This window comes from Sulfitobacter sp. AS92, assembly GCF_038900015.1.
Lineage (GTDB): Bacteria > Pseudomonadota > Alphaproteobacteria > Rhodobacterales > Rhodobacteraceae > Sulfitobacter.
This window is the reverse complement of sequence record NZ_JBBMQL010000004.1, coordinates 311,643-325,054: the sequence shown is the minus strand read 5'-3', so window position 1 is coordinate 325,054 and position 13,412 is coordinate 311,643. Positions and strand designations below refer to the sequence as shown.

13 protein-coding genes and 1 riboswitch are annotated in these 13,412 nt (G+C 64.9%); all 13 genes read left to right on the top strand.

Going from position 1 to position 13,412, the window contains the following annotated elements:
• Window positions 1-95 precede the first annotated feature (95 nt).
• The gene (locus WNY61_RS10595) at window positions 96-830 is read left to right on the top strand and encodes a hypothetical protein (protein WP_342851407.1); all 735 of its coding nucleotides are present in this window, start codon (window positions 96-98) and stop codon (window positions 828-830) included.
• On the top strand, window positions 778-2,265 hold the full coding sequence (locus tag WNY61_RS10590) for a DNA polymerase Y family protein (protein WP_342851432.1): 1,488 nt from the start codon (window positions 778-780) through the stop codon (window positions 2,263-2,265). The genes WNY61_RS10595 and WNY61_RS10590 overlap by 53 nt, the downstream gene beginning before the upstream one ends.
• Window positions 2,265-5,594, top strand: a complete 3,330-nt coding sequence (locus tag WNY61_RS10585; RefSeq protein ID WP_342851406.1) for an error-prone DNA polymerase — start codon at window positions 2,265-2,267, stop codon at window positions 5,592-5,594. Before WNY61_RS10590 ends, WNY61_RS10585 begins: the two co-directional genes overlap by 1 nt.
• Before the next feature lie 111 nt (window positions 5,595-5,705).
• A riboswitch (TPP riboswitch) is annotated at window positions 5,706-5,802 on the top strand.
• Window positions 5,803-5,869: 67 nt separating this feature from the next.
• Window positions 5,870-6,673 carry a bifunctional hydroxymethylpyrimidine kinase/phosphomethylpyrimidine kinase gene (thiD, locus tag WNY61_RS10580; protein ID WP_342851431.1) on the top strand — a complete coding sequence of 268 codons (804 nt, stop codon included), beginning with the start codon at window positions 5,870-5,872 and terminating at the stop codon, window positions 6,671-6,673.
• Complete coding sequence (locus WNY61_RS10575; RefSeq protein ID WP_342851405.1) at window positions 6,666-7,646, top strand: FAD-dependent oxidoreductase; 981 nt, start codon at window positions 6,666-6,668, stop codon at window positions 7,644-7,646. Before thiD ends, WNY61_RS10575 begins: the two co-directional genes overlap by 8 nt.
• Window positions 7,636-7,833: a sulfur carrier protein ThiS gene (thiS, locus tag WNY61_RS10570; RefSeq protein ID WP_342851404.1), complete on the top strand. Its 198-nt coding sequence runs from the start codon at window positions 7,636-7,638 to the stop codon at window positions 7,831-7,833. The genes WNY61_RS10575 and thiS overlap by 11 nt, the downstream gene beginning before the upstream one ends.
• A gap of 3 nt (window positions 7,834-7,836) precedes the next feature.
• Window positions 7,837-8,598 carry a thiazole synthase gene (locus WNY61_RS10565; protein WP_342851403.1) on the top strand — a complete coding sequence of 254 codons (762 nt, stop codon included), beginning with the start codon at window positions 7,837-7,839 and terminating at the stop codon, window positions 8,596-8,598.
• A complete protein-coding gene (locus WNY61_RS10560) occupies window positions 8,595-9,191 on the top strand; it encodes a thiamine phosphate synthase (RefSeq protein ID WP_342851402.1) in 597 nt (198 codons plus the stop codon). Before WNY61_RS10565 ends, WNY61_RS10560 begins: the two co-directional genes overlap by 4 nt.
• The gene (locus WNY61_RS10555) at window positions 9,188-10,150 is read left to right on the top strand and encodes a HesA/MoeB/ThiF family protein (RefSeq protein WP_342851401.1); all 963 of its coding nucleotides are present in this window, start codon (window positions 9,188-9,190) and stop codon (window positions 10,148-10,150) included. Before WNY61_RS10560 ends, WNY61_RS10555 begins: the two co-directional genes overlap by 4 nt.
• Window positions 10,151-10,187: 37 nt before the next feature.
• The gene (locus tag WNY61_RS10550; RefSeq protein WP_342851400.1) at window positions 10,188-11,135 is read left to right on the top strand and encodes an ABC transporter substrate-binding protein; all 948 of its coding nucleotides are present in this window, start codon (window positions 10,188-10,190) and stop codon (window positions 11,133-11,135) included.
• On the top strand, window positions 11,132-11,815 hold the full coding sequence (locus tag WNY61_RS10545; RefSeq protein ID WP_342851399.1) for a TenA family protein: 684 nt from the start codon (window positions 11,132-11,134) through the stop codon (window positions 11,813-11,815). The genes WNY61_RS10550 and WNY61_RS10545 overlap by 4 nt, the downstream gene beginning before the upstream one ends.
• A gap of 50 nt (window positions 11,816-11,865) precedes the next feature.
• Window positions 11,866-12,549, top strand: a complete 684-nt coding sequence (locus WNY61_RS10540) for an ATP-binding cassette domain-containing protein (protein ID WP_342851398.1) — start codon at window positions 11,866-11,868, stop codon at window positions 12,547-12,549.
• Entirely contained in the window at window positions 12,549-13,301 is a 753-nt protein-coding gene (locus WNY61_RS10535; RefSeq protein ID WP_342851397.1) for an ABC transporter permease, read from the top strand. The genes WNY61_RS10540 and WNY61_RS10535 overlap by 1 nt, the downstream gene beginning before the upstream one ends.
• Window positions 13,302-13,412 lie beyond the last annotated feature (111 nt).

Genomic DNA, 13,412 nt, shown 5'->3' with positions numbered 1-13,412 from the left:
ATCTTATGCGGCCCCGGCAAGGGCCACATGATCTTTGACAGGACCGCAGTTCGTGATTTATAAATAGAACAAAATGTGAACATATGGATTCGTGCATGACAACCGATTCTTCATATGGGCAGGTCCTTACCCTGCCGCGGCGCACGCCGTCGACGCCCCCCGAGCCGGGGGTTCTGACCACGCATGCGCCGCTGACGGATGTCTTTCCGACCGGTTTTGCCGCCCCCTCGGCCACCGGTTTTGTGCTCTCGCTGCTGCCCCAAAGCGCGGGGCCGGTGCTATGGGTGCAAGACTTCCTGTCGCGGCGCGAGAATGGTGCACCCTATACGCCCAGCCTGCGCGGTTTCGGGCTGGAGCAACCGGTGCTGCTGGTCACGGTCAGCCATCCGCGCGATGTGCTTTGGACGATGGAGGAAGGGGCGGCCTGCGCGGGTCTCTCGGCCGTGATCGGCGAGGTGCATGGCGGGCCGGAGGTGCTGGATTTCACCGCCACCAAACGGCTTTCGCTCAGGGCCGAAGCGTCGGGCGTGCCGCTTTATCTGATCCGCAGCGGCGATCCGGGCGGCCTGAGTGCGGCACGGATGCGTTGGCGCATCTCTGCCCTGCCGTCACAGGCCCATCCGCAGGACGCGCAGGCGCCGGGCGCGGCCCGTTGGGAGCTCGACCTGTTTCGCTCCCGCGGGCATCCGCCGGGGCGTTGGGTGGCCAGCCATGACCCCGAGAAACGCCAAAGCCCCCGCGCCGCAGATCGTCTCCGTCTGGTTCCCTATGCTGACGATGGAACGGTGGCGCCGGGTGATCGCCCAATACCGCAGCGTGCCGGGGAATGAGGTGCCGGTCGTCCTGTCACGCGACGGGACGCATGGTCCGGTGGTCCATGGGCTGAGTGCTGCGGCACAGGCGCGGGGGATCGAGGCAGGCGTACGGGTGGTCGATGTGCAGGCCATCCACCCCGACCTGCACGTCGAGCCCGCCGATCTGGAAGGCGACGAGGCGCTGATCCAACGGCTGGTGCATTGGGCGCGGCGCTGGTGCCCTTGGACGGCGCGCGACGTGGACCACGGGTTGCTGCTGGACGTCACCGGCTGCACCCATCTGTTTGGCGGCGAGGCGGCGATGCTGCGCGACATCCGGGCGCGTTTCGCGTTGCAGGGGCTGACGGCACGGGTCGCCATGGCCCCCACCCCCGGCGCGGCGCAGGCGCTGGCGCGATATGGCAATGGAGCGCAGATTTGCGAGGGCGAGGACGTGGCCACCGCCCTCGCCCCCCTGCCCGTCGTCGCCCTGCGGCTGGATGCCCAGACCACGCGGCTCTTGGACCGTCTTGGCCTCAAGACCATCGGCGCGCTGAGCGATCTGCCCCGCGCCGCGCTGATGCGCCGCTTCGCCAGCCTCAAACCTGCACGCAACCCGCTGATCTTGCTGGACAAGGCGCTTGGCACCGCGCCCGACCCGCTCAACGCCCCGCCCGATCACCGCCACTTTATGACCCGCAGCCGCCTGCCTGAGCCGGTGATCGACCCCGCACCGCATCTGCCCGCGCTGGTGGATGACCTCTGCACCCTTCTGGCCCGCGCCGAACTGGGCGCACGGCGGCTGAGGCTCACCATCTACCGCATCGACGGCGACTGGCGCGCCCTTGGGGTGGCGACAGCGCGGGCCAGCCGCGACCCATCCCACCTGCGCCGCCTCTTCGACGGCAAGCTGGAAAACATCGACAGCGGTTTCGGCTTTGACCTGCTGACGCTGGAGGCGCTGACCAGCGAACCGCTGCCGCTGATCCAAGACCACCTCGACGGCAAACGCGACCCTTCGGCGGATGTGGCCGGCCTGCTCGACCGGCTTGCCGCCAAACTGGGCGCGGACAAGGTCAGCTGGCCTCAGTGGCGCGAGACCCATAAGCCCGAACGGGTGGAACAACGGGTCGACGCCCTGCACGGCACCCCCGCCGCCGCGCCGACGCTGCTGCGCGACCGTCCCCTGCGCCTGCTCACCCCCGCCGAAGAGGTGCGCGTGATATATGCCGTGCCCGAAGGCCCGCCCTCGCAGTTCAACTGGCGGCGCGTCACCTATAAAACCACGCGCCACACCGGCCCCGAACGCATCGCGCCCGAATGGTGGCGCGACCGCCCCGGCACGCGTCTGCGCGACTATTACAAGGTCGAAGTCGAAGGTGGCCAACGCTTCTGGCTCTACCGCGAGGGGGTGATCCACGACGGGCGCGGGGCCGAGCCGCGCTGGTTTTTGCATGGGCTCTTCGCCTGATGCCCGAGCAGGAGGGACATAAGCGCCGCACGCTTGGCGAAGATGGGTTCAGTGCCCCGCCCCGTGCGGACTACGTGGAGTTTGGGCTGGCGAGTTGCTTTTCCTTCCTGCGCGCCGCCTCGGACGCCGTGGACCTGATCGAGATGGCCTATCACCACGGCTATGACAGCCTCGGCATCGCCGACCACAACACGCTGGCGGGCGTGGTGCGCCTGCATGTGGAGGCGGAAAAGGCCCATATCCGCCCGCTGATCGGCGCACGGCTGGTGCTGCTCTGCGGGACCGAGATCCTCGCCTATCCGCAAGACCGCGCCGCCTATGCGCGGCTCTCGACGCTGCTCTCGGCGGGCAAGATGCAATCGGTGGACGGCGAATGGCAGCAAAAGGGCGAGACCCATTTAACGCTGGAAATGCTGAGCCAGCACGCCGAAGGGCTGCATCTGATCGTGATGCCGCCCGAAAACCTCAACGTCTTTGCCGCGGGCCTGCCGCGCTTGGTCAAGGCGTTGCCGGAGATGCGCCATATCGGGGCGAGCTTCCTTTACCGGGGCGATGACCGGGCGCGGATCAACCGGCTGGATGCGCTGGCCCGTGCGCAGGGGCTGTCGATCATGGCCACCAATGATGTGCTCTATCACGCGCGCCACCGGCGGCCCTTGCAGGATGTGATGGTAGCGATCCGCGAGGGCGTGATCGTGCCCAAGGCGGGCTATCTCTTGGCCGCCAATGCCGAGCGGCATCTGAAATCCCCCGAGGCGATGATCCGCCTCTTTGCCGACTGGCCCCATGCCATTGCCGAAACGCGCCGTCTGGCGGATCGGATCACCTTCCAACTCACTGATCTTGCTTATGAATACCCGCATGAGATCGTACCCGAGGGCCGCACGCCGATGGAGGAACTGGCCCGCCTCACATGGGAAGGCGCGACAGGCCGCTACCCCGAAGGCGTGCCCGAGGCGGTGAAAAAGACCATCGAGAAGGAATTCGCCCTGATCGAGTCCAAAAAAATCGCGCGCTATTTTCTGACCATCTACGACATCGTGCGCTTTGCGCGCTACGAAGCCGAGCCGCCGATCCTCTGCCAAGGGCGCGGCTCGGCGGCCAACTCCGCCGTCTGTTTCTGCCTTGGCATCACCTCGGTCGACCCCGCCGTGCACAACCTGCTGTTCGAGCGGTTCCTCTCGGAGGAACGCGACGAGCCGCCCGACATCGACGTGGATTTCGAACATGAGCGGCGCGAAGAAGTCATCCAATACATGTACGGCAAATACGGCCGCCACCGCGCCGGGCTTTGCGCCACGGTGATCCACTACCGCCCACGCTCGGCCATTCGCGAGGTTGGCAAAGCGATGGGGCTGTCGGAGGACGTCACCTCGAAACTCGCGGGCACGATCTGGGGCAGTTTCGAAGGCCAGATGGACGACGAGCGCACCCGCGAGGCGGGGTTGGACCTGTCGGACCCCTATCTGCGCATGGTGCTGACGCTGGCCAAACAGATGATCGGCATGCCGCGCCACCTCAGCCAACACGTCGGCGGCTTCATCCTGACTGAGCGCCCCCTGACCGAGATCGTCCCCATCGGCAACGGCGCCATGCCCGAGCGCAGTTTCATCGAATGGGACAAGGACGACATCGATGCGTTGCAAATCTTCAAGGTCGACATCCTCGCCCTTGGCATGCTCACCTGTATCGCCAAATGTTTTGATCTGATCGAGGCGCATTACGACTGCCCGCTGGAACTGGCCACCGTCCCGGTGGAGGACCATGAGGACGACGCCACGGGGCGGCCCACCTATGACATGCTCTGCCGCGGCGACAGCCTCGGGGTGTTTCAGGTTGAAAGCCGTGCGCAGATGGCGATGCTGCCGAAACTGCGGCCCCGCGTGTTCTATGATCTGGTGATCGAGGTCGCCATCGTCCGCCCCGGCCCCATTCAGGGCGACATGGTGCACCCCTATCTGCGCCGCCGTCAGGGGATGGAAAGCGTCGTCTACCCCGCCCCCGGCCCGGCCTATCCGCAGGACGAATTGTTCAGCATCCTCAGCCGCACCTTGGGCGTGCCGATCTTTCAGGAACAGGCAATGAAGATCTCCATCGACGCGGCACAGTTTTCACCGACCGAGGCCAATGAGCTGCGCAAGGCCATGGCCACCTTCCGCTCGCGCGGGACGATCGAAAAGCTGCAGGACAAGATGGTGGGCCGGATGACCAAGCGCGGCTATGACCCGGTCTTTGCGCAGCGCTGTTTTGATCAGATCAAGGGGTTTGGCGAATACGGCTTCCCCGAAAGCCATGCGGCGAGTTTTGCCAAGCTGGTCTATGTCTCAAGCTGGATGAAATGCCACTACCCGGCGGCCTTTGCCTGCGCGCTGCTGAACTCACAACCGATGGGGTTTTACGCGCCTGCGCAGATCGTGCGCGATGCGCGGGAACATCAGGTCGAGGTGCGCGGCGTGGATGTGAACCTCTCCGATTGGAACTGCACGCTGGAGCCTTGTGGCGAGGGCTTTGCCCTGCGGCTGGGGCTGCGCATGGTGGATGGGTTGCAGGAGAAAGCCGGTGCGCGGATCATGGATAGGCGCGAGATGCCTTTTGTCGATGTCGAAGACCTCAAGACCCGCGCTGGCCTCGACGTCAAGGCGATCCGCCAGTTGTCCGCTGCCGACACGATGCGCAGCATGGGGATCGACCGGCGCCAAGCGCTTTGGCAGGCCCAAGGGCTGCGCGACGCGCCCGCCCTGCCGATCTTTGACCATGCCGAGGCGGCGTCTCAGGGGCCGGAGCCTGAGGTGACGCTACCGGTGATGCCAAAGGCCGAACAGGTGGTCGCCGATTACCAGACGCTGCGATTGTCACTCAAAGCGCATCCAATGTCCTTTTACCGCTCCAGCCTCGCCGCGCAGGGCTTTTCTTCGGCCCGCGATTTGGGGCGGATGGGGCATGGACGGCGGGTGAAGCTCGCTGGGCTGGTGCTGGTGCGCCAAAAACCGGGCAGCGCCAAGGGGGTCTGCTTCATCACGTTGGAGGACGAATGCGGCGTCGCGAACCTTGTGATATGGCCGAATATGTTCAAGCTCTACCGCCCCACGATCATGGCGGCGCGGCTGCTGGTCGTGGAGGGGCGCGTGCAGACCGATGGGCGGGTGATCCATGTGGTGGCCGACCGGTTGGAGGACCGCTCTGACCGGCTCGCCGCACTCTCGGATGCGCCGATGCCCGGCATCACCACGCGCGGCGATCACCCGACCCATCCGCTGCCCGGTCAGGTTGCGATGCATAGCCATCCGCGCGACGCGCGTGTGATCCCGAAATCGCGCGACTTTCATTAACGAATCTTCATGTGTTGCGTGAGCTTTGATCCGTAGGCCACTGAAATACATGTGTAACACATAAATTAACCATCGCCAGTTGACCCTTTGATCGCGCCTCGCTAGCCTGCCGGCAATCCGTTGGGGTGCCGCAAGGCTGAGAGGTGAAAACCGACCCATCGAACCTGATCCGGGTCGTACCGGCGTAGGGAACGGAACCAAACATCGGCCCCATGCGGCCCGTCGTTTATCCCCGTATCCCCATGCCCTTGGCCCATCTGACGAATGGGGGCCATATGGCGTTTCAAGCATTGACGATTGCGGGCTCTGACAGCGGCGGCGGGGCGGGCATTCAGGCTGGCCTGAAGACCTTCAGCGCGCTTGGCGTCTATGGGGCCAGCGTGCTCACCGCCGTGACGGCGCAGAACACCCGCGCGGTAACCGGGGTCGAGATGATCTCTCCCGCGATGATCCGGGCGCAGATGGCGGCGGTATTCGATGATCTGGCGATTGGCGCGGTCAAGGTGGGCATGCTGGGCGACCCTGAGACGATCATCGCCGTGGCCGAAGGCTTGGCGGACTGCCCTGCACCGGTAGTGCTTGACCCGGTGATGGTGGCGAAATCCGGCGATGCGTTGCTTTCCCCCGAGGCGGTGGCGACCCTGCGCGACCGGATGCTGCCCCTCGCCCATCTGCTGACCCCGAACTTGCCCGAGGCCGCTCGGTTGCTCGATACGCAGGAAGCCACCGATGAAGCCGCCATGCTGGAACAGGGTCGTGCTCTGCTCTCGGTCGGTCCCGGCGCGGTGCTGATGAAGGGGGGGCATGGCACGGGGGAGACCTGCGTTGATTTGCTCATAACGACAGACGAAACCCTGCGCCTCAGCGCGCCCCGTCAGCACACCACGAATACCCACGGCACCGGCTGCACCCTCTCTGCCGCCATTGCCGCAGGGCTTGCACGCGGGCAAACACTGCCGCACGCCGTGCAGGCTGCGCACACCTATCTGCAACGCGCCATCACGGCTGCTAACACGCTTCAAATCGGCAGCGGCCACGGCCCAGTGCATCATTTCCACGCGGTCTGGCCGCATGAGTGACATCACCATCATTGGCGGAGGCGTTGCGGGGCTTTGGGCCGCGCGGGCCTGTTTGGCGCAGGGGCTGCGCCCTCGGTTGGTCGACCGCAAAGGCACGCCCGGGCCCCATGGCTGTTCGTGGTGGGCGGGCGGTATGCTCGCGCCCTTTTGCGAAGGCGCGCTGAGCGAGCCTGCGGTGGTGACCCATGGGAAGCGCGCCGCTGACATGTGGTCTGAAGTAACCGATGTGACCCGACGCGGCACCTTGGTCCTTGCCCCCGAACGCGACCGCGCCGAAATCCAGCGTTTCGCAGCCCGGACCGAGAGCCACAGCGCTTGCGATGCCGAAGCCATCGCGGCCCTAGAGCCTGACCTCGCAGCGCGTCACCGGCGCGGCCTGTTCTTTGCCGACGAAGCGCATCTAGACCCGCGCCAAGCGCTGCATGATCTGTCCCAAACGCTCGCCGCCCAAGGGGTAAAAGTCGAGACCACGCCCCTCACCCCATCGGAGGTCGCAGGCCCGGTGATTGACTGTCGTGGCATGGCCGCCAGCGCGGACCTGCCCAATCTGCGCGCCGTGCGTGGCGAGATGATCTTGCTGCGCGCCCCTGATGTCACCCTCACCCGCCCGATCCGCCTGCTGCACCCGCGCCATCCGCTCTATGTGGTGCCGCGTGGGAACGGGATATTCATGCTGGGCGCGACCCAGATCGAGAGCGCCAGCCGCGCCCGAATGACCGCACGATCTGCGCTGGAACTGCTCTCGGCGGCCTATGCGCTCGACCCGCGCTTTGCCGAAGGGGAGATCATCGAGATGGGCGCAGACCTGCGCCCCGCATTCACCGACAATCTTCCCGGCATCGTGCAACGCGGTGCGGTGCTGCACCTTAACGGATTGTTTCGGCACGGGTTTCTCATGGCACCGGCCTTGGCCGAACAGGCTGCGGCCTTTCTTGCAACAGCGACAACGGGGGATTTATTCCGTGAAAATTGAAGTGAACGGCGAGGCGCGTGAGGTCGCGGCTTCTCAGCTTGATGCGGTCTTGGCGGAGCTTGGCTGGGCCGAAGTCAAAGTCGCCACAGCGCTCAACGGCACCTTCGTCCCCGCAGGCACGCGGGGCGAGACTGCGCTTTGCGACGGCGACCGGCTTGAAGTGCTCAGCGCCATGCAGGGGGGCTGAGCGATGCGCGACTTTTACGGCACTACCCTGCCCCTGCCGCTGATGCTGGGCACCGCGCGCTATCCGTCGCCCGCGGTGATGGAGGCCGCCTTTCGCCAAAGCGCCGCACCGGTCGCGACCGTTTCACTGCGCCGCGAACAGAGCGCGGGACAGGCGTTTTGGGACATGGTGCGGGGCTTGGGCGTACATCTTTTGCCCAACACCGCTGGCTGCCATTCGGCGCGCGAGGCAATCACCACGGCGCAGATGGCGCGGGAGTATTTCCAGACCAATTGGATCAAGCTGGAAGTCATCGGTCACGCCGACACGCTGCAACCTGATCCTTTTGGGCTTGTCGAGGCCGCCGAGGCGCTCTGCGCCGATGGGTTCGAGGTCTTCCCCTACACCACCGAGGATCAGGTGCTGGCCGCGCGGCTGGTCGATGCGGGCTGCCGGGTGCTGATGCCATGGGGTGCTCCAATCGGCTCCGGGCTGGGGCTGAACAATCTCTACGGGCTGCGCAGCCTGCGGGCGGCATTTCCCGATGTGGCAATGGTGATTGACGCAGGTCTCGGCCTGCCCAGCCATGCCGCGCAGGCGTTAGAGATGGGGTTTGACGCCGTGCTCCTCAACACCGCCGTGGCCGAAGCCGAAGACCCCGCCGCAATGGCCGAAGCCTTTGCGCTGGCCTGCCGCGCCGGTGCGCTCGCCGCCGCCTCTGGCCCCATGGGTGAGCGCGACATGGCTGTGCCCTCAACCCCTGTAATCGGAAAGGCTTGGCTATGACCCTGCCGCGTTTTTATCCTGTTTTTGACAGTGCCGCATGGGTCGCGCGGGCGGTACCGCTGGGCGTGAAACTGGTGCAACTTCGCATTAAAGACGCGCCTGAAGAGGTGCTACGGAACGAGATCTCCACCGCGCTTGACCTTTGCGGTCAGCACGGCGCGCAGCTGGTGATAAATGATCATTGGCAGCTCGCGATTGAGCTGGGAGCCGACTGGCTGCATCTGGGCCAAGAGGATTTGGATACCGCCGACATCCCCGCGATCCGCCGGGCGGGGCTGAAGCTGGGCCTGTCGACCCATGACCATGCCGAGCTTGACCGCGCGCTGGCTCTTGCCCCCGACTACATCGCGCTCGGCCCCGTTTATCCGACGATCCTGAAAAAGATGAAATGGACCGAACAGGGTCTCGACCGGCTGACGGAATGGAAGGCACGGATCGGGGATATCCCGCTGTGTGCCATCGGCGGGATGAGCGTCGCCCGCGCGCCGGGGGCCTTTGCCGCTGGGGCCGATACGGTGGCGGCGGTCACGGATATCACCCTGAACGCCGACCCCGAAGCGCGGATGCGCGAATGGCTCAAGGTGACGGCATGAGCCGCTATGCCCGCCAGACGATCTTGCCAGAGGTCGGCGCAGAAGGCCAAGCGCAGCTGGCTGCGGCGCATGTGCTGGTCGTCGGCGCCGGAGCGCTGGCGGTGCCGGTGCTGCAATATCTCGTCGGGGCCGGTGTCGGGCAAATCACGCTGGTTGATGGCGATGTGGTGGCCGAGAGCAACCTGCACCGCCAGCCACTCTACCGGATGGGCGATATTGGCAGGTCCAAGGTCATCGCTGCCGCCGAGGCGATGGCGGCGCTGAACCCCGAGGTGACGATCACGCCCCGCGACGAATGGCTCACCCCCGCCAATGCGCCCGGGTTGGTGGCAGAATGCGATATCGCCCTAGATTGCGCGGATACTTTCGCCGCCAGTCTGACGCTCTCGGATGAGGCCTTGGCACAGGGCAAACCTCTGATCTCGGCCTCCGCTCTTGGACTGTCGGGCTATGTTGGCGGCTTCTGTGGGCCGACCCCCTCTCTGCGTGCGGTCTTCCCTGACCTGCCACAGACAGCGGCCACCTGCGCCACGGCGGGCGTCATGGGGCCGGTCGTGGGGCTGATCGGCGCAGCACAGGCGCAGATGGCTTTGTCGGTGCTGCTGGGGCTGCCGCCCTCCCCGCTCGGGCAGCTGATGATCTGGGATGCCGCGAACTGGCGCATGTCGGGCTTTCGTTTCGACGCCGCGCCCGAGCCTGAAACGCTGACGCCTTTCATAGCTGAAAGCCAGATTACCCCCCGCGATATGGTCATCGACCTGCGCACCGAAGCGCCCGCCCCCTTCTCAGCCCAAGCACGCCATCTCCCGCCCGAGGCGCTGCCGGACCTACCGCTACCGCCCGATACATCGCGCATCGTGCTCGCCTGCCGCACCGGCCTGCGCGCGCATCATGCGGCCAACACCCTTCGCGCCCGCTGGCCGGGCAAGATTGCTCTGCTGGCCCTGCCCGGCGCCTAACCCTTTCTTGAATAAACACTATATTGGAGCCTTTCCCATGAAAAATATCCTTGCCCCCCTCGCCTTCACACTGATTGCCGCCCCTGCTCTGGCTCAAGATAAAATGACCGTCATGCTGGATTGGTTCATCAACCCCGACCACGGGCCGATCATTCTGGCCGAAGAAAATGGCTATTTCGCCGATGCAGGGCTTGAGGTTGAACTTATCTCCCCTGCCGACCCAAATGAGCCTCCGCGCATGGTGGCGGCAGGGCGGGTCGATCTGGCGGTTTCCTACCAGCCGGAACTGCATCTGGCCCAGCGCGAAGGGCTGGACCTGCGCCGTGTCGGCACGCTGATTGAGACCCCGCTGACCTGCCTTGTCGTGCGCGCCGATGGCCCAGTGCAGGAGATGGCAGACCTTAAGGGCCGCAAGGTCGGCTTTGCCGTGGCGGGCGTACAAGAGATGCTGCTGGATGCGATGCTCAGCAACAATGGCTTGGAACCTTCTGAGGTCGAGCAGATCAACATCGGTTGGTCGATCTCGCCCGCGCTGATGTCGGGCCAAGTCGACGGGGTGATCGGTGCGTTCCGCAATTTTGAGCTGAACCAGATGGCGATCGAAGGACATGAAGGCCGCTGCTTTTACCCCGAAGCCGAAGGCGTGCCCGCTTATGACGAGCTGATCTACGTCGCTCATGCTGACGACATGAACCGCGATATGATTGCGCGTTTCCTGAGCGCCACCGAACGGGCCGCTGCCGATATCGTGAATGATCCGACCGCCAGCGGAGAGGTCTTCTTTGCCTCCGACGCCGAGCTGCGCAATGATCTGAACGCCCGCGCATGGCAAGACACATGGCCCCGCTTCGCCACCCGTCCTGCCGCCGTGGACCATGGACGGTATGACCGGTTTGAGACCTTTATGCTGGAAAGCGGTGTGGTTGAGACAATGATCCCCGCCGCCGATCTGGTGGTAGATGTAACCGCGAAGGTCGGGCAATGACCGCCCTTGATTACGGTACAGCTTTCGCCGCGTGGCGTGGTGCTGCGGGGCAGAATTGGCAACGCTACACCCGACACGCCTTTGTCGAAGGGCTGCGCGACGGCACCCTGCCACAGGCAAGCTACCTACATTATCTGCGGCAAGATTACGTCTTTCTGATCCACTTCGCCCGCGCTTGGGCGCTGGCCGCAGCCAAGGCGGAGACATTAGATGAGATGGCCGCCGCGAGCGCCACTGTGCATGCGCTGGTCCATGTGGAAATGCCGCTCCATGTGCAGACCTGCGCAAGCCACGGCATTGACCGCACGGCACTTGAGGCCACAACAGAAGCACCCGGCAACCTCGCATATACCCGCTATGTGCTGGAGGCGGGGTATTCCGGGGATTTCCTTGATCTGATGGCCGCCCTCGCGCCCTGCGTGTTGGGCTATGGGGAGATTGGGCTGAGCCTGCGGGGCAATGGCGGCCCCTATGCCGATTGGTGCGCCGTCTATGGGGGGAAGGAATACCAATCCCTGTGCCGGGATGTGGGGGCATTGGTCGATGGTGCCGTAGAGCGGCGTTTGGGGCCGGATTGGCAGACCTTGCCGCGCACGACGACGCTACAGACGCGGTTTGATACCGCCACGCGGCTTGAAGTGGGCTTCTGGGATATGGCGCGTTCGCCCATATCCACATGACCGCCCCCGCGATCCATCTTGCGGGTGTTTTGCAAGGGGCCAAGGCAACTTTGATTGAGCCCTTTGACATTACCCTGCCCGGCGGCCAATGGAGCGTGCTGCTCGGCCCCTCAGGCGTAGGGAAAACCTCGCTTTTGCGTTTGCTGGCTGGGCTGCCCTGTGCGGCACAGCTGCAAGGGCAGATCATCGCAGAGGACGGTGCGCCCCTTGCGCCGCGCGTGACAATGATGGCGCAGGACGACCAACTGCTGCCATGGGTTGGCGCATTAAAGAATGTCACAATCGCTGCCCGCCTGCGGGGAGAACGCCCCGACCCTAACCGCGCTGGGATGCTTTTGACCGAGGTTGGATTGGGCGCAGAGATGGATCGCAAACCGGCCGAACTCTCTGCAGGTCAGCGCCAGCGCGTCGCCTTAGCCCGCACACTCTATGAAGGGCGCGACATTGTCCTGCTGGATGAGCCCTTTTCTGCGCTTGATGTGGTCACCCGCCATCAGATGCAGGGTTTGGCCGCGCGGCTGCTGGCGGGACGGACCGTTATTTTGATAACCCATGACCCTGCCGAAGCCCTGCGGCTGGCCGATCACGCATGGATCGTAGCGCGCGGCGGGATTTTGCCCTGCGCCCTGCCCTCTGCGCCGCCCCCCCGCCGTATCGACGCGCCCGAAACCCTCGCCGCGCAGGCGGATTTACTGCGCCGGATGGGCCTCGCCTCTCCTGACAAGGCCGCCTGATGCCATTTGCCGGACATAGAGTATGGCGCGGCGCGGTCAGCTTTGCGCTCGCGATGGCGATTTGGCAGTTGGTTGTCACGCTCACCGGTGTGCCCCGTTTTATCTTGCCGGGACCGTGGCTGGTTCTGCAAGCACTGGGCGCGAATGCTGCGCTGCTGTGGCAAAACGCCCTTTGGTCAGCGGGCAACCTCGCGCTCGGCCTTGGAGTGGGGATTTTTCTAGGGGTCGAGACAGCGGTGTTACTAACCCTATCCCGCCGTGCGCGCTGGCTGCTGCGCCCGATGCTGGTTGTCGCTCAAGCCGTGCCAGTTTTCGCCCTCGCCCCTGTCATTACCCTCTGGCTTGGCTACGGCATGCCGTCCAAAATCGTCACTATCGCTCTTGTTACCTATTTCCCCATCGCCTCGGCTTTGTTCGACCGACTGATGGCGCTCCCCCCGGGCCTGAGCGATCAGTCACGCCTTGCCGGGGCCAGCCGCTGGCGCGAAACGCTGCTGCTACGCCTGCCCCACGCCGTGCCTGGCCTGATCTCTGGTCTGCGCCTTGCTGTGGTCTATGGGCCGCTGGCGGTACTGATCGGCGAATGGGTCGGGTCATCGCGTGGGTTGGGGCACCTGATGCTGATGGCCAATGGCCGTGGCCAGACGGCGCTGATGTTTGCGGCGTTGGTTGTGCTGGCGGCGCTGTCGTTGGTGTTGTGGGTGGTGGTGGAGGCGCTCGCCCGCTGGGCGGCGCGGCGATCTTATATCTAGCTGGCACAAAACCAGACAGGTTCGGCGGGACCAAGGGGCGGTGCCGAATAGCGCTTGGGTAATCGTCTCGCACTGCCCGCAAGCTAAGCGCCAGTCCGCGCAGCGGCCGGC

Excerpts from the sequence above, each read along its gene's own strand:
- WNY61_RS10595 (WP_342851407.1), top strand. The coding sequence starts at position 96 with ATGACAACCGATTCTTCATATGGGCAGGTCCTTACCCTGCCGCGGCGC.
- WNY61_RS10590 (WP_342851432.1), top strand. The coding sequence starts at position 778 with ATGGAACGGTGGCGCCGGGTGATCGCCCAATACCGCAGCGTGCCGGGG.
- WNY61_RS10585 (WP_342851406.1), top strand. The coding sequence starts at position 2,265 with ATGCCCGAGCAGGAGGGACATAAGCGCCGCACGCTTGGCGAAGATGGG.
- thiD (WP_342851431.1), top strand. The coding sequence starts at position 5,870 with ATGGCGTTTCAAGCATTGACGATTGCGGGCTCTGACAGCGGCGGCGGG.
- WNY61_RS10575 (WP_342851405.1), top strand. The coding sequence starts at position 6,666 with ATGAGTGACATCACCATCATTGGCGGAGGCGTTGCGGGGCTTTGGGCC.
- WNY61_RS10565 (WP_342851403.1), top strand. The coding sequence starts at position 7,837 with ATGCGCGACTTTTACGGCACTACCCTGCCCCTGCCGCTGATGCTGGGC.
- WNY61_RS10560 (WP_342851402.1), top strand. The coding sequence starts at position 8,595 with ATGACCCTGCCGCGTTTTTATCCTGTTTTTGACAGTGCCGCATGGGTC.
- WNY61_RS10555 (WP_342851401.1), top strand. The coding sequence starts at position 9,188 with ATGAGCCGCTATGCCCGCCAGACGATCTTGCCAGAGGTCGGCGCAGAA.
- WNY61_RS10550 (WP_342851400.1), top strand. The coding sequence starts at position 10,188 with ATGAAAAATATCCTTGCCCCCCTCGCCTTCACACTGATTGCCGCCCCT.
- WNY61_RS10545 (WP_342851399.1), top strand. The coding sequence starts at position 11,132 with ATGACCGCCCTTGATTACGGTACAGCTTTCGCCGCGTGGCGTGGTGCT.
- WNY61_RS10535 (WP_342851397.1), top strand. The coding sequence starts at position 12,549 with ATGCCATTTGCCGGACATAGAGTATGGCGCGGCGCGGTCAGCTTTGCG.